A 17,665-nucleotide genomic window follows, 5' to 3' on the forward strand; every position below is an offset into this window, starting at 1 on the left:
CGGGGCTACAGAATCAGGGCCGGGGGCTCGAGCGGGCGAGGGTGGCGCTGGGCAACTCGCCGAACGTGTTGCGGTAGTACTCGGCAAAGCGCGACATGTGCCGAAAACCCCACTTCAAGGCGATGTCGGAGACCGTGGCGTCGGGGCCGCAAGTCAGCAGATCGCGCAATGCGCCGTTCAGCCGCGCCGTCATGAACCACCGCCCGGGCGGCATGCCGACGCTGCGGCGAAAAATCATCTCGAGCGAGCGCAGGGTGTAGCCGCTGCGCCGGGCCACGTCCGTCAGCGCGACGTCGGTGGCTTCGCCAGACAGGACCAGCCGTTCGCACGCAGCGATCAAATGGTAATGGCGTTGTTCCACGGCCATTTTTTCCGGTTTGCCCGGCGGCGCCGCCGCGGAGAGGGCGTCCACGTAGCCTGTCAGCAACGACTCGCACACCTCTTCGGCCAGCGCCGGCGCCATGCCGCCATCGGCCTGAAGCCGCCGCGCCAGCCCCAGCGCATCGCTCGTGAGCGTGGTCAACGCCAGCCGTCCGCCCCGGCGCAGATGTATCGAATGCAGCCCATGCCTGCGCAGCCGCAAGGGCCGGCCCGTACGCGCAATCGCGATCTGCTGCATGCGTCCTTCGGGCGCCGTGAAGTTCACCCAGCGGGAGTGTCCGCTGGCGTGATACAGAAGCTCGATGCCTTCCGGATAGATCTGTATCTCTTCGGAGTGGATCGCGGCCGTATTGCAGCGGGTCCATTCGCCGCCTTCCGCCATGAATCCGATGCAGATCCCGTCCGTGGGCATGGTGCCATGGGCGATCACGGGGAATTCGTAGCGGCCTGTCTCCAGCCGCACTTCGCCAAGCGTCAATCGCTGATGCTCCATTTCCGCGAGCTTGGACGAGATCAATCGGTGCTCGAAGCTGCCGCCGTACACGACATCGAAAGCCTGCAAAGGCTCGAGCCCCGCATAGACGTGCTGCATGTAGACGGCTTGAATCGGCATTGCAAAAACTCCTCGGAGAATTCGCTTTTCGGATAACCCCCCACAGACGGGGCGGGTTCTCTTAATGATTGCAAACTTCAGACCGGGTGAATCCATGAAGCAAGACCAAGACTACTGGCAGGTCAAGGAGCGCATACGCAGCCTCGAAGTCGAGGCAGAACACTTGCGCCGTCAGGCGTTGCAGCTGCTAGTGGCGGACATTCGCCAGAAAATTCGGGAATACGGAATCACGCAAGGTCAGTTGTTCGGCCCTGATCTTTCCGATTTGGTGCGGTATCGCCATCCCGAAACGGGACAGACATGGAACGGCATCGGCAGGCCGCCGAACTGGATACGAGGGCAAGACCGCAAACGTTTCCTTGTGGTCTGAGTCGTTCAGGGAGTTGCGGGTGTGCGGCGTTTCCAGAAACGCGACCGATTACGGTGCCATCATGAGCCCCGTTGGGCAGATAAGTCAGTAACGGCTTGTGTCTGCTGCCTTGGCTGCCTGGACGACGCGCGACGTGCCAGCCGGGAGAGGCGTCTTGTCGAAGCGTTGCGGTCGGCGTTTCCTTTGCATAAATCAGTTCACTGAATAGCGAACTCGCTAAGGCAATTGCCTCTTAGAAGCGATGCTGTGGCTTCAGACGGTCAGTGCCACTATCAGCGCAGTCGCGCAATCCTCTATATAGGGGATTGAAAACCTCGTTCATTCTGAATTAAAAAGGAATGCAGTTGGAATTATGCAACGCTGATTGCAGTGCGAAGCTATTTAACCTCCACCAATGCTGGAGGGCGACATCTGCGACCTGTCGTGGCCGCTCCCCATTAGTGACGACGCCTGTTGCTTAGTTGCGCACCAAGGCCCAATCAAATCGGTCGAATTATGTGCTGACGGCCAATGCGGGCATACTGCTCTGGCACATGTCTTGCAAAAGCCAAGCCTGTCTCTCCAGCAGGAGGAGCGAGCGCCATGCTTCCTACACTGCGTGCCAGCCGAGCGGCCATCGTTTATATCGCGGCAGTCAGTGCTTGTAGCCTAGCAGCTGCAGCCCAGCCGATCGCAACATCTACCCTCGAAGATGAATGCGCGAGGCTAGCAGCGCCCGTGTCCGGCTCATCTGGAGTCCGTTGGCTGGAATTGGACGCAGACCGTGCCGTGGCCGCTTGTGCCCCAGACCGGGGCCGTAGTACGGTGCGATCGGTCCATCTGGCACGTGCGCTTGCAAAGCAGGGCAAGACGGTTCAAGCCGAAAAGCTATTGAAAGCCGCAGCAACAGCGGGAGTCCCGACGGCATTCACGCAACTCGGGTTCTTCATGAGCAGTGATGTCCTAAAAAAGGCCAACGAGGAGGCCCCTCGGCAATACTTCGAAAAGGCCAGCGCGCGCGGCGATCCCGCCGCCCTCGTTAGCTTGGGATTTCTGCAAGAAAGCGGTTCAACCAAGCCGGCTGCCAAACGGCGCGCATTCGACCTGTATTGGCGCGCCGCAGAGCATGGCTACTACCTCGGCGCGGCAGCGGTTGGGTTCGCCTACGAACGCGGGATGGGGGTGCCGATCAACATGTCGAAGGCGACCCGTTGGTATCTTCGCGCGGCGGAGCTGGGAGACGATTGGTCAATGGTCCGGCTGGCGATTATCGCGAAGACGGATTCGACCGGCATAGATATGTCCAGCTGGCCTGCACGATTGCGCACCGTCGTTGAAAGTTATGAAACGCGGGATGTCACGCTTCAAGACCTGCTACGCTCCTGCGCCACGTATAACCCCTCGCTTGAGCCCACCCTCGGCCGCGTTCGCCGCAATGCGGAGCTATCTCCTCGTCAGCAAGCAGAGATAGTTTCCCTGTTCGAAGACCTTCGCCGCGGCTCGCGCAGTCTGCACGACTTGGTGACGGCATTCCAGGCGACGCGCCATAACCCGGCTGCCCTAGTGCACCTGTTCGAGTTCTATCTTCTGTCCGATCTGCATCCGCAAGCCTTCGCACTGCTGGACGAGATCCGCGATACGTGGCCACAACTCCTATCCCAGTTCCGGACAGACACTCCGATGAACCGCTTGTTCACGGCGGTCGTAAGCGACTATTCATGCTCGATATTCCGGTATGTCAAGAGTGAGGAACAGCTTCGCGCATACTACGACAACGGCTTTTCCTTCTTTTGGCAACTGATGCTTTGCGCGCGCTTAAAGGAGCCTGGAACCGACATGCAGGAGGAAATCGAGCGCTGGATCGCGGTCGGCGTCAGGTTCAACGACGACGTGGCACTGAACCACTCCGCTCACTTGAGACTCAACGCGGAATATGAAAGCCGGATCGAACGCCTGGAAAACGAGTCGATCGCCTCGCGGCAAATGAGGCAAGCCGCATTGCGAGGCAACGTTCAGGCGCAGCGCAACCTTGCAATCCTCTCAGTGCCCCCTAAAACGGTGGAGGACACGGGGCTTGACGAGCTCCGCTGGTATTACATATCGGCACTGCAAAACCATGCGTCGGCAATTGCGGGACTGGCTTCGATCTATGCTACCGGCCCGATTGGCCTGCGAGATCAGCAGCGTGCTATCAGACTGTTTCGCAGCGCGGCTGAAGGAGGCCATCCGGAGGCGCAAGAGGCGCTCGGGCGTCACCTTGCAAAAAGTCCGCATACCAAGCATGAAGCCATCTACTGGGCGTTCCGTGCCGCGCTGTCGAAGTCCACGGCACCGAAAGATTGGGGCTATACCGTTCTGCGCAATGCATTGGCCAAAGCCAAAAGGATCAACCCAGATGCAACCATCGATATGGTCCTCGGTCCTGCGTATGAGCAGATGGCTCGCAATTTCAATGCCGAATTGCATCAAACCCGTGGCCTCGATCAGATGCTCGCGAAGGCGGAGGCGCTAGCCACCTTCGCCACTGTTTTCGACGACAAGCGCGACGCCGTTCGCTATCACATACTGGCGGCCGAATTCAAAGCGACTTACTTCGACCTCCAGTTCGAGCAAGGTCTTCCCTATTTCAGACTGCTCGGGCGCTCTTGCGTCTATGGCGATGCTAGTCGCAAGCTCTACGATTTAAAAGCGTTCCAGCCAGCGCTCTACTATGCGATTCGCTCGGTCAATCTCCTGCAGAGCGCACGGCTGTACCTGGGTGATCTTCCGCACGACGTCCGGGAGTGCTTTCTCCGCGTGCACGAAGACCGCTACAGGTGGTTGGCAGACCTGTTCGTGGCGATGGGTCGCCTAGCCGAAGCCGAAAGCGTGTTGTCAATGCTTGACGACTTCAAAACGACCGAATACGTCCGCGGATTACGAGCTGGAGTGAGATCAACAGCCCAACTTCCCGAGGTCAGCGGTGGCGAGGCAGTCACGCAGAAATTGGCGAATTCTCGCCAGGGAATTCTTCTTGCCTCCGCTAGGCGCAGAGAACTGATAGGGCAACGTGAATCGGCGGAGTGGCAGGCACTTAATCAGCAGTACGAAGAAGCGTACGTCCGCTTCAAACAGGAGGTGACCCAGATCTCCGCGTCGATGTCCGAATGGAAAAGCTCGACCGAGGTGGTCGCGTTCCATGCCCGTGAAGACCCACGCCTAGCCCTGTCCAATGCCTTGCGCGATCAGTTGGCGGCTGCGGAGGCAGCCGGCGCGCCGGCCGCGGCGATATTGACGTTCGTTCTTCCGGAGCGGACCACCGTCATTGTCGTTACCGCCAGTGGCCGTTCATTCAGTCGCTGGGAAATCAGGGCCGATGAGCTCACCACCTTGGTTGCCAAGTACCGCCAAGCCTTGCTCAATGACAGCAAGGAGGCAACTGAGCTGGGCCAAATCCTGTATACGAATCTTTTGGGCGAAAGCATGGCAGAACTTCGCCAGTTGGGCATCAAGACGCTCTTGGTTTCGCTGGACCGCAGTTTGAGCTATCTGCCAATCGGCGCACTGCACACCGGCAACCAGTACCTGATAGAAGAGATGGCGGTCGCGCTGCTCACCCCGGCGCCCGCGGTCAGAAGCGAGGGGGGAAGGCCGGATCATTGGCGCGCCGCGGCCTTCGGTGTGTCAATGCAAGTCGGAAACCTTGATCCGCTGCCCGGCGTCGAGACAGAGCTGAAGTCTGTCGTCCGTCGCATGGGCGAATCGGACGGCGCGCTAAGTGGAGAGCGCTGGCTGGATAAGGAATTTACTCGAGACAACCTGCGCACGGCCCTGCGCTCGCGAACCAATGTCGTACATTTCGCCACCCATTTCGTACTCGGCGAGACCGAGAAAGACTCATACTTGCTCGCCGGCAATGGCGATCGCATATTCTTACCTGACTTGGAGAGCGGCTTCAACTTCGAGGATGTAGAACTTCTAGTTCTTTCGGCATGTAACACCGGCGTGCCGCTACTGATCGAGAGTGAATCACGCGTCGAAAGTGCGGCGCGTCGCCTGCACGATATGAGTGGGAGCAAGGCCGTGGTTGGAACCCTATGGCGAGTGGCCGATGCCTCCACAGCTGACTTTATGCGGACGTTTTACAGCAATCTCACCCGAGTCCCTCGACTCACCTTCGCCGAAGCGCTGGCGGAAACTCAGCGCACCTTCATAAGCGGGCCGAAGGCAACCGAGCCGCGTTACTGGGCTCCCTTTGTTGTCACGGCCACTTCGCGCTGATTACTCCCTATGCTCAACAGACGATCTTTCCTTTCTGGCGTCGCGGGCGCGACGATTATCATATCGACGCCAAAGACCTTCGCACAACCACGAGGGTCCGACCTTTTTATTTTGATCCCCGGTATCGCTGGAAGCACCCTGTCGGTACGCGGAAAGGATGTTTGGGCTCCTTCCTCGAGTGGGGTCGGCCGGGCGCTCCTGTCACTCGGCAAGAGCCTTGATGCTCTGACACTCGGGAGCGACGATCCGAATGCGACCGCCTTGGGCGATGACGTTACTGCAAACGGCCTGGTCAGAGATGTCCATTTGATCCCCGGCCTGTGGAAGATTGACGGCTATTCGGAGATCTCCTCCATGCTAGTGCAGAGAGAAGGCCTTCAGCCTGGACTCAACTACTTCGAATTTCCCTACGACTGGCGCCGCGATAACCGCGTTGCTGCGCGGCAGCTTGCGAAGCTCTCCGGCGAGTGGCTGCACCGCTGGCGTACGACCTCCGGCAATGCCTCCGCTAGGATCGTCCTGCTAGCCCATTCTATGGGCGGTCTGATTTCACGCTACTTCCTCGAGTGTCTGGAAGGCTGGCGCTGCTCACGCCTGTTGATCACCTTCGGAACGCCCTACCGCGGTTCTCTCAATGCACTGTCGACGCTGGCAAATGGCATCGAGTTGACAGCGGGGCCCATTGAGTTCGCAAATCTTTCGAACCTGTTCCGTTCGTTCACTTCTGTCTACCAGCTCCTGCCGACCTATCCCTGTATCGAGTCACCCGACGGGCGTCTACTACGTGTCGGCGAAATCTCTCTCGATCACATTGATGTGGCTCGCGTAGCGGCGGCGCAGCGATTCCACGACGAGATCCGGGACGCCCAATCTGCCAATCAAAAGCTCGAGGACTACCACCACAGCGGTTATGTCATTCTGCCCATCGTCGGAAGGTCGCAAGCAACGACACAAGGCGCTTCCCTCGTTGGCCGCAGTCTCCAGTTCAGCACACTGTTGAAGGGACAGAATAGCGACGGCGACGGCACCGTACCCGTCCCCTCAGCCGTGCCACTGGAGCTCTCCGGGAAGCAGCGCGAGCTATTTGTCTCAAAGACGCACTCGTCGTTGCAGAGCTCGAAAGAGGTGTTGACGCAGATCGCCGGGGTCATCCGGGCGGGCCAGATCGATTGGAAAAACTTCAGGGGCGATAATCCACTCGGGATGAGCCTTCGCGGCGCCTATTCGACCAGCGAGACCATCAGGTTTGCCGGAACCTATAGCGGTGCTGTCGGACGACCGCAAGTGTCTGCACGCGTCGAAGATGCGTATTCTAGGAAAATTGTGATCTCGCCGCGCGCGCTGCAGGCGAAAGATGGCACTTACGATGCAGAAATCGGCAAGCTACCGGCAGGCACGTACCGAGTGGTGGTGGAGCTGGTCGACATGGGCGGGCTCTCATCAAGGACGGTGGAGGACGTCTGCGTGGTGCTCAATGCCTCGTCGCCCTGAACGGACGAGGGGAAGTCAACCCAGCGACTATCACTGGCGGGACTTCCTACAAGTGTGCAATCTGGGGCAGAGCATGAGCCGGCGTGGAAACTGCCACTATAGCGCCGTCGGCGAGCGATTCTTCGAACGGCTAAAGCGGGAACGGATCCGCTGGAAAATCTATACAATCCGCAACGAAGCAAGGCAGCACGTACTGCATCGAGATGTTCTTCAACCCAAGGCGCTGGCACGACTTTGACGAACAACAGTCGCCAGCTGCAAGGCCATCACGAACAGACTCACATTACAGATGCTTATTCGTCTCCGCGATACATCACGGGGACGACCCGAACCCACGAAGAAGTGCGTACGCGCGATGCCCTGAGTTATATCCGGAAGGCTTTCGAAGAAGGGCTTAACGGTCTCTGGAAGAGGGCATCACGAGTTCCTCGGCAGGCAAGACGCGACCGTGTTTCAGAAAATCGTGCTACACCTGGACGAATCTCCGCAGACCTGATGACGGCCTACGAACCCATAGAGAATTTTAGGTCGCCGCGACAGTCAAAGTTCGCACAGACTTGGACATAGGTGCAATGTCCTTGATGGCGTGGGATTGGCAAGAGGAGCAGATCCAGCGCAACACAGGGCTTGAACTGACACCAGCACAAGCGCGGTTGGTCGCTCATCCGCTGATTGCCGCTGCCGATGAAGCTGATGAGCGGGGGTGACAGGGGGTGATGGCGGGACACGGCTGGGCGTTTGATCACGTGATACTGCTACCCCTTTGCGCAAAGGAATAGTTGGGGCGAATACGGTTAATTCGGCTTGCCATGTACTTTACATAATACACATTATGCGTATATCGAATGTGCTAACGGCAACTGCACGTCCGTATCGACCTACCGGACCCTATATCACCGACCCCCGCCAATTCACGCCTGCGCGTAGCCTAGTTCAACAGCCGCCCGTTCGAACCAATTCGCCACATTGCGCCAGTGCGCATCACCATACAGCCGCCTGAAGCGCGCGGTTTCTTCTCTGGCTTCGTCATTCCACGCCGCGATGCGCTCGGCCACATAGCTTCGACTTAGCGGAATGCCGCATTCGATGACGATGCAGTGCCGCCACTGTTCATACGTTTCAGGAATCATTTCGCTCGCTTCCCATCATTTGCCTGGCCGCTTGCTCTTCTTTTCAGGCTTTCTCGGCGCCGGGAAAACCACGCTGCTCAATCACATCCTGAACAATCGCGAGGGACGGCGCGTTGCCGTGATCGTCAACGATATGTCCGAGGTCAACATCGATGCCGCGCTCGTACGCGAAGGCGGCGCCGAGCTGTCTCGCACGGACGAGAAGCTGGTCGAGATGAGCAATGGCTGTATCTGTTGCACCTTGCGCGAGGACCTCCTCATCGAAGTTGAACGGCTAGCCAACGAAGGCCGCTTCGATCAGTTGGTCATCGAGTCCACCGGAATTTCCGAGCCCTTGCCCGTCGCGGAAACCTTCACGTTCGAGGGCGAGGATGGGCGCTGTCTGGGTGAACTTGCCCGATTGGACACGATGGTGACCGTGGTCGACGCATTTCACTTCCTGCGCGACTACAGCTCACGCGAAAGCTTGCAGGAGCGCGGAGAATCCCTCGGCGAGGAAGATGAGCGCACGGTGGTCGACCTGCTGGTCGAACAGATCGAGTTCTGTGACGTCATCGTGCTGAACAAGGTGGATCTGATCGCAGACGATGAGCGCGAGCGGCTGATGGCCATCCTGCGCAAGCTCAACCCCCGCGCCCGCATTGAAACGGCCGAGTTCGGCAAGGTGCCCCTGGACAGGGTGCTGAACACCGGGTTGTTCGATTTCGATGAGGCCTCCAAGGCGCCGGGCTGGCTACGCGAACTGCGGGGGCAACATACGCCGGAAACCGAGGAATATGGGATCCGAAGCTTTGTCTACCGGGCTCGTCGCCCCTTCCATCCAGAACGGTTCTTTGCCTATGTCGAGAGCGAATGGCCCGGCGTTGTGCGTTCCAAAGGCTATTTCTGGCTGGCCAGCCATCCGGAGATGGCTGGCTCCTGGTCGCAGGCCGGCGCGGTGGCCCGCCACGGGGCGGCCGGCTACTGGTGGGCTGCCATGCCCCCGGAACGTTGGCCCGAGGACCCCGAGTACGTGGCGATCATCCGAAAGAATTGGGTCGACGGCGTAGGCGACGCGCGCCAGGAGCTGGTGGTGATAGGCATGGATATGGACGAGGCTGCCTTGCGAACCCGTTTTGACGCCTGTTTGCTCACCGATCAAGAGATGGCCCAGGGTCCGCACGTCTGGAAGACCTGGAAGAACCCCTTTCCAAACTGGCCCTGACCTACTAGCCGCTCCGCGCGTGGCGTGGGGGGGCAATTCAACGCAATTCCGAGCATTATTGTGGACACCGTACTTCCCGACGTTTCAATCAACGAGTCTTCCCCGAGCTTGAGCTCCCTGGAATGGGTGGGCATGCAAGGCATCGATCTGCCCGTCGTCCTGGCAGAGCCGGGTTATCGCCGGATACTCCATGCGCGCGCCGATGTCCAAGTGGACCTTCCCGCGCGACATGTCAAGGGAATCCACATGTCGCGACTCTACCGGGAGCTGGACCACCTGAGTGATCCTCACGACCTTACGCCCGCCGCGCTGCGCAACGTGCTGGATGCCATGGTGGCAAGCCATCAAGACTGCGAAAGCCGGGGCGCGCGCGTCCGCTTGTCGTTCGATCTGCTGGTTCGCCGCTCCGCCCTGGTGTCCGACGGTCTGGCAGGCTGGAAGGCCTACCCGGTCCAGTTGCGCGCGGTGGTACGCGATGGCGTCCATGCGCTTGAGACTCAGGTCACGGTCCCCTACTCTTCTACCTGCCCTTGTTCGGCTGCCCTGTCGCGGCAACTGGTTGAGCAAGCGTTCCTTGGCGCCTTCGCAAACCAGGAAAGCATCACGCCCGAGGCAGTGGCCGCCTGGCTGCGCCAGCATGCCAGCATTGCGACCCCTCACAGCCAGCGCAGCGAGGCCCGCGTCGAGATAACGCAGACGCCCGACGAGCAGACCTGGAATCTGTTGGCGCTGATCGATACCATCGAGGACGCCTTGGGGACGCCCGTACAGACGGCCGTCAAGCGGGCGGACGAACAGGCGTTTGCCGCCTTGAACGGCCAAAACCTGATGTTCGTCGAAGATGCCGCCCGTCGGATCCAATCCGCGCTGCGCGCGCGGTTCAAAGCCCCCCGCACCCACGTGCGGCATCTGGAAAGCCTGCATCCTCACGACGCCGTGGCGTGGGCCGATGGCGTCTGAGCGGCCCGCAGCATGCTGATTACCTGGCTATTAACGCCGAGGGACATCAACTGCCCATTGCCGGCGATTACCAGGTCAATCTTCCGTCTGCCCAAGCTCCAGCCGATGCTGAGTCCGCAAGGCTTTGGCCAGCAGATAGCCCTTGTTGTGTTCGTTCGGATAGACCCCGGTCAGGCGGCAGCCGCTGACCCGAATGCCCATGCGCTCCAATTGCGTGCGCTTGTCGGGATTGTTGGTGAGCAGTTCCAGATCGTTCACGTCCAGCGCCCTGAGCATCTGGGCCGCGGGCGTGTAGTCGCGGTCGTCCAGGCCATGCCCCAGTTCCAGGTTGGCCGTGTAGGTGTCGTGGCCCAGTTCCTGCAGGCGATAGGCGTCCAGTTTGGAGTAAAGGCCAATGCCGCGGCCCTCCTGGCGCAGATACAGCAGGTAGCCGCCTTCTTTGCTCATCAGACGCAAGGCTTCGTGCAGTTGCGGCCCGCAGTCGCAGCGCAGCGAGCCGAAGACGTCGCCGGTCATGCATTCGGAATGCAAGCGCACGAGCGGCATTGCGCCCGGCTCGCCGAACTTGAGCGCCAGATGGTCGCGGCCATCGGCCAGGCCGTGGAAGCTATAGGCCAGCGCGAGCGCCTCGGAACCGTCGGCAAGACGGATGGGCAGCCGGACGGTGGCGCGGATGGAGGCTTCTGGCTGCGGGGCAGCGGCTTGGGGTGTAACGGGGTTCACGACAAACAGGCACTCGGTGGCGGATCGGGGTCGCCGGGTGGGCGACGGGCGCGACGACTGAATGGGGATATCAGGCGCCCTGGTGCAAGTATGGGCTGAACCGTCCGGGACAAGGCCGGTTTGCGCCATGCTTGCGCCAGCCCGACAGGATAACGTATGCGCCCGCCTTCGCGCGACCCGGTCGGCGCCCTACATCACGCGCACGCTGTCTACGTCGAATTCGATGCTGTTGCGGTCGCGGTCGAGTTCGCCGCGCAGTTCGACCTGGGTTTTGTCGTCGATCTTCTGGCCGGCCGGGAAGTCGTCGTTATCGATTTCGACGCGGATCTGGCCGGTGCCGTCATCGAAGGTGTAGTGGTCGTCGCCATCGTGCGAGACGATGCGGCCGCGCAGGATGGCGTTCTGGTCGTCGCGGCCGTTGGCGAGGAGTTCCTTGACGGTGGTGACGGCGACGGTGCTGGGGCCGCTGTAGCCTTGGGCCGCCGGTTTGCCGGTGCTGGGCCCGGTGTAGCCTTGGGCGTGGGCGCCGCCCGCGAACAGGGCGGCGGTCAGCGCGGCGGACACGAGGCAGGTGCGAACGAAGGTCGATTGACGAGGGGTCTTGGTCATGGCGTGGCTCCTTGCGCGATTTGCGCGCCGTTGTTGAACATGGCGCCATTTGACGCCGCGAAGATGAAGCGGACCTTAGCTTTCGCGCACGGTCGCCGTCGCGCCTTCCAGCGGCAGGAGCAGCGTCACGCCCAGCCCCCGGCCGTTCAGCCCCGGCCCGAACCGCAATTCGGCCCCGTGGACCTGCGCCACCCGGGCCACGATGGACAATCCCAGGCCATTTCCCGCGACATTGGTGCCCAGGACCCGGAAAAAACGCTGCGTCAGCCGTTCCAGGTCCGCCGGCGCCACGCCCTCGCCGTCATCGCTGACGGTCAGCGCGATGTGCTGGCCGGCGCGCTGCGCGGCGACGCGCACCTGGCCGCCGTCGCGCCCATAGGACACCGCGTTGTGGATCAGGTTGCGCAGGGCGGTGTACAGGGCATCGCGGTTGCCGTAGAGGACGCTTTCGCGTGCGTCGGTCGTGATGACGGCGTTGCGCTTGGCCGCCGCCTGCGCGCAGGCATCGGCGGCGTCCTGCAGCAGCGCCTGCGCGGCGATGCGCTCGCGCGGCAAGGCGTCGGCCGATTGGGGGTCCAGCCGCGCGAGCTGGAGCAGGTTTTCGACCAGGGCGGTCGCGCGCATCATGTCGGCGCGCAGGCGCTGCAACTGGACCGCGAGCGCGGGCGCCTGGTCGGCCGGATGGCTGCGTTGCAGCACCTGGATGCGCGACGCCAGGGCGGCCAGCGGGGTGCGCAGTTCGTGGGCGGCGTCGGCGGTGAAGCGGCGCTCGGCCTCCAGCGCACGGTCCAGGCGGCCCAGCAGTTGGTTCAGGGCCGCGGTGATCGACCGGACTTCAATCGCCTGGCTGTCGTCGGCCAGCGGCGAAAGGTCAGACGGCGACCGGGCTTCGATGCCGCGCGTCATGCGCTGCAGCGGCTTGAGCAGGCGCCGGATCAGGATCCCGTTGATCAGCCCGAGCAGCACCCACAGGCCGACCAGCGGCCACGCCAGCGATTCGAGCATGTCCCAGATGAGATCGCTGCGGTCGTCCCGTTCTTGTCCCACCTGCGCCGAAAAGCCCAATGTGTCGTGGTGGCGCACGTAGACGCGCCAGTCTTCGCCGTCGGCGCGCACGTCGTAATAGCGGTCGCCGCGGCGCGCCGGGTCCACGAATGGGCGCTTGGGCGCGTCTTCGCCGCGCAGCAGGACCTCGCCGCTGCGCGAGACGAGCTGGTAGTCCAGCCGCAGCGCGGGTTGGGCGCCGATGGGCCGGGGTTCCGCCGCATCGCGGCCGATGCTGCCCTCGCCCAGCGCCAGGACCAGCCGCGCGCCCTCTTCCAGCCAGTCGTCGTAGGCGTCGTTGACCTCGTTGCGCGCAATCGCCAGCACGATCAAGGTGCTGACCAGTCCCACCAGGATGCTGGAGCCCAGCGTCGTGGTGATCAGCCGCCGGCGCAGCGAATAGCCGCGCGCGGGCCGGGAGGTCCTGGGCCGTCGCATGTCAGTCCGCCAGGCGGTAGCCCTGGCGCCGCACCGTCTTGATGAGATCGGGGGCCAGCTTGCGCCGCAGGTTGTAGATGTGGACCTCGATGGTGTTGCTTTCGACCTCGTCGCCCCAGCCGTAGAGCGATTCCTCCAACTGCGCCCGGGACACGATGTGGCCGGGACGGCGGATGAGCGCGTGCAAGATGGCAAACTCGTGCGCGGTAAGGTCCACGGGCGCCCCCTGGAACTGGACCTGCTTGGCGGCGACGTCCAGCGTCACGCCGCCATGGCTGAGCGCGGGTTCGGCATGGCCGTCGCGGCGGCGCATTGCGGCGCGTATGCGCGCCGACAGCTCTTCCAGGTCGAACGGCTTGACGAGGTAATCGTCGGCGCCCAGGTCCAGCCCCTCGATGCGGTCGGGCACCGCGTCGCGGGCGGTGATCATGATGGCGGGCACGGTGTCGCGCCGGGCGCGCAGCCGGCGCAGGAGGTCGTCGCCGGTCAGCCCGGGCAGGCCCCGGTCGATCAGCACGCAGTGATAGTCGTGCGTGGCCAGCGCCGTCTCGGCGAGGTCGCCGCGCGTCACGCGGTCGACGACGTAGCCGTCGAGTTCCAGCCAGGACTCGATCGACTCGCCCAGGGATACATCGTCTTCGGCCAGTAGGATGCGCATGCGCCGACTATACGCGACAGGATGAAGCGAATCTTAAGACGCGCCCTGCCCGGTTCAATCCGCCAACTGGTAGCTGGTGCTGCGCCCGCCTGCGTCGGTCTTGCGCAAGAGATTCCGGTTCAGGAGGTCAGTGATGTCGCGCAGCGCGGTATCGGGCGAACACTTGGCGATGGCGGCCCATTTGCGGGTGGTGAGCTTGCCCTCGAAGCCATCCAGCAGCCGGTTCAACATCCGCGACTGGCGCTCGTTCAGCGGCTCGGCCGCCCAGCGCTGCCAATAACGGGTTTTGGCCAGCACGCCGTCCAGCACGCCGTGCGCCTGATCGACCGCGCGATGCAGCGTGGCGAGAAACCACGCCAGCCATTGCGTGACGTCCATGGATCCCTTCTGGGTCTGCTCCAGGATGGCGTAGTAGGCGTTGCGTTCGCGCTGGATCTGGGCGGACAGGCTGTAGAAGCGCTGCGGACTGCCGTCGGCGCGCGCCAGCAGCAGATCGCCGATGGCCCGGGCGATGCGGCCGTTGCCGTCGTCGAACGGGTGCAGCGTGACAAACCACAGATGCGCCAGCCCGGCCCTGAGCAGCGGCGGCATCGCGTGCAGGCCGGCGCCGTGCGGCGCGTCGTTCAGCCATGCCAGGAATGCGCCTGTGTCGGCCTCCAGGCGCGTGGCCGGCGGGGCCTCGAAGTGCACGCGCTGGCGGCCGATCGGACCGGAAACGACCTGCATCGGCCCGTCGGCGTCTGTCCGCCACGCGCCCACGCTGATTCTGGACATGCCGGAGTAGCCCGTGGGAAACAACGCGGCATGCCAGCCGAACAGGCGGTCGCGCGTGACGGGCGAGTGGCAGTTGGCGGTGGCGTCCAGGACCATTTCGACGACGCCTTCGACGTGCCGGTCCACGGGCGCCAGTGCGCCGATGTCCACGCCGATGCGGCGCGCAATGGAGGAACGGACGGACTCCACGTTCAGGACCTCGCCTTCGATGGCGCTGGTCTTCACGACGTCTTCGGTCAAGGCGCTGAGGCTGGCCTGATCGCGCAGCGGCATGCCCACGTCGCGCAGGCGCCCCATGAGCAGGCCCTGCGCCCGGCTGACGTCGGCCAGCGGCCCGGCGAGCGCGGCGAGGTCAAAGCGCCAGTGGGGCCAATACGCGTCCTGCCAGAGGTAGAGGTAATCTCCGCTTTTCATGCGGAGATTATGCGCGCCAATCACCGCGTCAGCAAGCTATTCGCCGCAAATTATGCGGTAAATGGGCCGTCTATTCGCCGCAACGGGCCGCAACAGGCCGCGAGATGCCCCGCCGCCCTGCCCCAGCCTTGCCACGCGCGCCGCAGAATACCGCTCAAATACCGACCACCCGGCTCACGCCGCCCTGCGTGACGACCTGGACGCGCTGTCCCGTCGAAATCGGCACGTCCGCTTCCTGGGTGATGACGCGAACGTCGCCGCTGTCCAGGCGGATGGTGATCTCCAGGCCTTGCCTGCGGGTGCTGGCGTTCTCGATTGCGTTGCCGGCCATGGCGCCGCCGACCGCGCCGCCGACCGTGGTGATGCGCCGGCCGGAGCCGCCGCCTATCGCGCTGCCCGTCACGGCGCCCAGGGCGCCGCCCGCGATGACGCCCATGCCGGAGGTCTGGCTGGCCTGGATCGTCACGGGCCGCACCCCGATCACATACCCCAGGGTGACGGTCTGCGCACGCTGCGCCTGGTCGAAGGTGTAGACGCGCGATGAGGCCGTCGGGTTGGCGCAGCCGGCCAGGACCGCGGCCAGCCCGATGATGGCGCCCGCGGCGAGGATGTCGAGGTGGCGGCGCTTGGCTGCCTGCAGATGCTTGTGCATGATGGCTCTCCGGTACGGCGGGTTGGGAGGAACGGACCTATCGCGGCTGCGCCGGCGCGGGCGCCTGTGGCGCCGCCGGCTGTGCGCTGGTACGCATGAACTTCCCATTCGCGTCGAAGCCGCCTATCGGACGGCCATTGAAGAACAGGACCCGCCGCGCCGCCCATTGCGGCTGATCGGGGCCGATCTGGTCATAGCCGGCCACTTCGAAGTCGTACTCCCAGCCGGACACCGGTTTGCCGTCCTCGCCGATGACCGTGGCCTTCTTCACGGATTCCGCATATCCCTTGTCGCGGTAGCTGACGTAGCGCGTCGGGGGCATGGCGTCCCGCAGCGTGGACATGTACTGGTAGAGGTCGTCGTCGCTGGGCGGCGTGCCGTACGTGGCCAGATCGCTCTTGGTCGCGACGGTGCCGGCGCAACCGGCCAGCATGCAGGTGGACAGGACAAGGAATAGCCGTTTCATCGGGATGCTCCTAGGGGTACGTTCGCGCCCGGACGCAAGGCGCGCAGCGCCTGGCCAGGCGGGCAGTGAAGCGGTGCTACGTGGTCGGGCCGGCCGGGCGGCTGGCGCCGCGAAAGGCGGAACGCAACAGGCTGAGGAGGAACCCGCCCGTGAACATGCCCAGGATATAGACGCCAATGACCAGGACCGAGACAGGCAAGGTGAAGCTGGAGGTCCAGAGCGTCAAGGTGACCGAATCGAAATTCTGGACCTTGAACGAGAGAACGATCGCCGTAAGCAACACAATTAATACGATGTACAGGTATCTCATGGGGCACCTTTCGTATCTGCTGGCTGAGTCGCCCCGAGGCCGCCGGGGGGCTTATCGTGCGAAAAAACTATGCCACTCCTGCACGCGGAAAACAAGAAAAAACCGGGGCGCATGCGATTTCCGGCGGCAGGACGCCCGGCCGCCAGGGCGCCGCGCCCCGCGGGCCAAACGTTGTCGGCCGGGAAAAACAGGAAGAGAATGTCCTTCGCCGTGCAAACGGCAAGCTGTGGCCGGCCCATCGATGAATAGCCGCGTCCCGCGGTCTGTCTACATGGGCTGTAAAGAGAGGACACCTCATGGAAGCGATCAAAGATTGTTGCATGGCAGGGCACCCTCGGGACTTGGGACGGCGCGTCTGGCTGAAGGCGGGCGTCGGCGCAGGAACGGCCGCGATGATGGCGGGCGTGGCGCTTGCGCCCACCAAGGCTGAAGCCGCGTCGCTCACGCAGGCCGAGCGCGACGCGATGACGCCGGATCAGGTCATTGACATGATGAAGCGGGGCAATGCGCGTTTTCGCGAAGGCAAGCCCCAGAAGCACGACTACCTCGCGCAGAAGCGCTCGAGCGCCCTGGGGCAGTTCCCCGCGGCGGTGATCCTGAGCTGCATCGATTCGCGCGCCCCGGCGGAGATCATCCTGGACACCGGGATCGGCGACACCTTCAACGGACGGATCGCGGGCAACATTTCCAACAACGATCTGCTGGGCAGCATGGAGTTCGCCTGCGCGGCGGCGGGCGCCAAAGTGATCCTGGTCATGGGACACACGGCGTGCGGCGCGGTGGCCGGCGCCATCGACAACGTGAAACTAGGTCACCTGACCGGGCTGCTTGAGGTCATCAAGCCGGCAGTCGAGGCGACCAAGTACACGGGCGATCGCAGCGGCAAGAATGCCGAGTTCGTCGACGCCGTGGCCCGGACCAACGTCCTGCACACCGTGGAGGCCATCCGCAAGAACAGCCCCATCCTCGCGGGGCTGGAAAAGGAAGGAAAGATCAAGATCGTCGGGTCGATGTACGACCTGAGCAACGGCATGCTGACTTTCCTGGCCTAGCCAGCGGCGGCCTGGTTGCCGCTCCGCAAGCAGCAAGGCCGGCAGGCGACACGCTTGCCGGCCTCTCGCTGCCCTGCCCGCCCGATGGGGCATGGGACGGCAACAGATCCTTACCTTAAACCCGTGGCGTTTCCGGG

At 62.9% G+C, this 17,665-nt stretch carries 17 protein-coding genes and 1 pseudogene; 8 read left to right on the forward strand and 10 right to left on the reverse strand.

The window, feature by feature from the left end; all coding sequences use genetic code 11:
• Positions 1-13 precede the first annotated feature (13 nt).
• Entirely contained in the window at positions 14-994 is a 981-nt protein-coding gene (locus tag BMW75_RS02140; protein ID WP_092576077.1) for a helix-turn-helix transcriptional regulator, read from the reverse strand.
• Between the two features lie 94 nt (positions 995-1,088).
• Here BMW75_RS02140 and BMW75_RS02145 point away from each other — a divergent pair, with 94 nt between their 5' ends.
• From BMW75_RS02145 to BMW75_RS29830, 5 genes and pseudogenes are all read left to right on the forward strand, one after another.
• A complete protein-coding gene (locus tag BMW75_RS02145) occupies positions 1,089-1,364 on the forward strand; it encodes an H-NS histone family protein (protein WP_092576080.1) in 276 nt (91 codons plus the stop codon).
• Positions 1,365-1,946: 582 nt separating this feature from the next.
• Positions 1,947-5,603, forward strand: coding sequence for a CHAT domain-containing protein (locus BMW75_RS02150; RefSeq protein ID WP_175493065.1), 3,657 nt, complete (start codon positions 1,947-1,949; stop codon positions 5,601-5,603).
• 9 nt (positions 5,604-5,612) lie between these two features.
• A complete protein-coding gene (locus tag BMW75_RS02155; RefSeq protein WP_092576085.1) occupies positions 5,613-7,094 on the forward strand; it encodes a lipase/acyltransferase domain-containing protein in 1,482 nt (493 codons plus the stop codon).
• A 7-nt stretch (positions 7,095-7,101) separates the two neighbouring features.
• Positions 7,102-7,348, forward strand: a pseudogene (locus BMW75_RS29650) (IS3 family transposase); the annotation flags it as partial.
• Positions 7,349-7,666: 318 nt separating this feature from the next.
• Complete coding sequence (locus BMW75_RS29830) at positions 7,667-7,801, forward strand: hypothetical protein (protein WP_256381711.1); 135 nt, start codon at positions 7,667-7,669, stop codon at positions 7,799-7,801.
• Between the two features lie 204 nt (positions 7,802-8,005).
• Here the strand turns inward: BMW75_RS29830 and BMW75_RS02160 are convergent, their stop codons facing one another.
• Entirely contained in the window at positions 8,006-8,224 is a 219-nt protein-coding gene (locus BMW75_RS02160; RefSeq protein WP_092576313.1) for a hypothetical protein, read from the reverse strand.
• Between the two features lie 31 nt (positions 8,225-8,255).
• On the opposite strand from BMW75_RS02160, the gene zigA reads away from it, so the two are divergent.
• Together zigA and folE2 are read left to right on the forward strand one after the other, a co-directional pair.
• Positions 8,256-9,428 (forward strand): zinc metallochaperone GTPase ZigA, encoded by a 1,173-nt coding sequence (zigA, locus tag BMW75_RS02165; protein WP_305781737.1) that lies wholly within the window; start codon positions 8,256-8,258, stop codon positions 9,426-9,428.
• Between the two features lie 60 nt (positions 9,429-9,488).
• A complete protein-coding gene (gene folE2, locus BMW75_RS02170; protein ID WP_092576088.1) occupies positions 9,489-10,388 on the forward strand; it encodes a GTP cyclohydrolase FolE2 in 900 nt (299 codons plus the stop codon).
• A gap of 75 nt (positions 10,389-10,463) precedes the next feature.
• Here folE2 and ribA read toward each other — a convergent pair whose 3' ends face one another.
• From ribA to BMW75_RS02210, 8 genes are all read right to left on the reverse strand, one after another.
• The gene (gene ribA, locus BMW75_RS02175) at positions 10,464-11,045 is read right to left on the reverse strand and encodes a GTP cyclohydrolase II RibA (RefSeq protein ID WP_369825620.1); all 582 of its coding nucleotides are present in this window, start codon (positions 11,043-11,045) and stop codon (positions 10,464-10,466) included.
• A gap of 255 nt (positions 11,046-11,300) precedes the next feature.
• Positions 11,301-11,720: a YgiW/YdeI family stress tolerance OB fold protein gene (locus BMW75_RS02180; RefSeq protein WP_092576093.1), complete on the reverse strand. Its 420-nt coding sequence runs from the start codon at positions 11,718-11,720 to the stop codon at positions 11,301-11,303.
• A gap of 75 nt (positions 11,721-11,795) precedes the next feature.
• Positions 11,796-13,202: an ATP-binding protein gene (locus BMW75_RS02185; RefSeq protein WP_092576096.1), complete on the reverse strand. Its 1,407-nt coding sequence runs from the start codon at positions 13,200-13,202 to the stop codon at positions 11,796-11,798.
• 1 nt (position 13,203) lies between these two features.
• Entirely contained in the window at positions 13,204-13,860 is a 657-nt protein-coding gene (locus tag BMW75_RS02190) for a response regulator (protein ID WP_092576099.1), read from the reverse strand.
• A 54-nt stretch (positions 13,861-13,914) separates the two neighbouring features.
• On the reverse strand, positions 13,915-15,048 hold the full coding sequence (locus BMW75_RS02195) for a Fic family protein (RefSeq protein WP_092576100.1): 1,134 nt from the start codon (positions 15,046-15,048) through the stop codon (positions 13,915-13,917).
• Between the two features lie 154 nt (positions 15,049-15,202).
• Entirely contained in the window at positions 15,203-15,700 is a 498-nt protein-coding gene (locus BMW75_RS02200) for an outer membrane lipoprotein (RefSeq protein ID WP_076520816.1), read from the reverse strand.
• A 37-nt stretch (positions 15,701-15,737) separates the two neighbouring features.
• Entirely contained in the window at positions 15,738-16,166 is a 429-nt protein-coding gene (locus tag BMW75_RS02205) for a hypothetical protein (protein ID WP_092576103.1), read from the reverse strand.
• A 76-nt stretch (positions 16,167-16,242) separates the two neighbouring features.
• On the reverse strand, positions 16,243-16,476 hold the full coding sequence (locus BMW75_RS02210) for a LapA family protein (protein WP_092576106.1): 234 nt from the start codon (positions 16,474-16,476) through the stop codon (positions 16,243-16,245).
• Positions 16,477-16,796: 320 nt separating this feature from the next.
• Between BMW75_RS02210 and BMW75_RS02215 the strand changes: the two genes are divergently transcribed.
• Positions 16,797-17,528 carry a carbonic anhydrase family protein gene (locus tag BMW75_RS02215; protein ID WP_092576319.1) on the forward strand — a complete coding sequence of 244 codons (732 nt, stop codon included), beginning with the start codon at positions 16,797-16,799 and terminating at the stop codon, positions 17,526-17,528.
• Positions 17,529-17,665 lie beyond the last annotated feature (137 nt).

Source organism: Achromobacter sp. NFACC18-2 (genome assembly GCF_900108985.1).
GTDB lineage: Bacteria > Pseudomonadota > Gammaproteobacteria > Burkholderiales > Burkholderiaceae_B > Achromobacter.

Excerpts from the sequence above, each read along its gene's own strand:
- BMW75_RS02140 (WP_092576077.1), bottom strand. The coding sequence starts at position 994 with ATGCCGATTCAAGCCGTCTACATGCAGCACGTCTATGCGGGGCTCGAG.
- BMW75_RS02145 (WP_092576080.1), top strand. The coding sequence starts at position 1,089 with ATGAAGCAAGACCAAGACTACTGGCAGGTCAAGGAGCGCATACGCAGC.
- BMW75_RS02150 (WP_175493065.1), top strand. The coding sequence starts at position 1,947 with ATGCTTCCTACACTGCGTGCCAGCCGAGCGGCCATCGTTTATATCGCG.
- BMW75_RS02155 (WP_092576085.1), top strand. The coding sequence starts at position 5,613 with ATGCTCAACAGACGATCTTTCCTTTCTGGCGTCGCGGGCGCGACGATT.
- BMW75_RS29830 (WP_256381711.1), top strand. The coding sequence starts at position 7,667 with ATGTCCTTGATGGCGTGGGATTGGCAAGAGGAGCAGATCCAGCGCAAC.
- BMW75_RS02160 (WP_092576313.1), bottom strand. The coding sequence starts at position 8,224 with ATGATTCCTGAAACGTATGAACAGTGGCGGCACTGCATCGTCATCGAA.
- BMW75_RS02180 (WP_092576093.1), bottom strand. The coding sequence starts at position 11,720 with ATGACCAAGACCCCTCGTCAATCGACCTTCGTTCGCACCTGCCTCGTG.
- BMW75_RS02185 (WP_092576096.1), bottom strand. The coding sequence starts at position 13,202 with ATGCGACGGCCCAGGACCTCCCGGCCCGCGCGCGGCTATTCGCTGCGC.
- BMW75_RS02190 (WP_092576099.1), bottom strand. The coding sequence starts at position 13,860 with ATGCGCATCCTACTGGCCGAAGACGATGTATCCCTGGGCGAGTCGATC.
- BMW75_RS02195 (WP_092576100.1), bottom strand. The coding sequence starts at position 15,048 with ATGAAAAGCGGAGATTACCTCTACCTCTGGCAGGACGCGTATTGGCCC.
- BMW75_RS02200 (WP_076520816.1), bottom strand. The coding sequence starts at position 15,700 with ATGCACAAGCATCTGCAGGCAGCCAAGCGCCGCCACCTCGACATCCTC.
- BMW75_RS02205 (WP_092576103.1), bottom strand. The coding sequence starts at position 16,166 with ATGAAACGGCTATTCCTTGTCCTGTCCACCTGCATGCTGGCCGGTTGC.
- BMW75_RS02210 (WP_092576106.1), bottom strand. The coding sequence starts at position 16,476 with ATGAGATACCTGTACATCGTATTAATTGTGTTGCTTACGGCGATCGTT.
- BMW75_RS02215 (WP_092576319.1), top strand. The coding sequence starts at position 16,797 with ATGGCAGGGCACCCTCGGGACTTGGGACGGCGCGTCTGGCTGAAGGCG.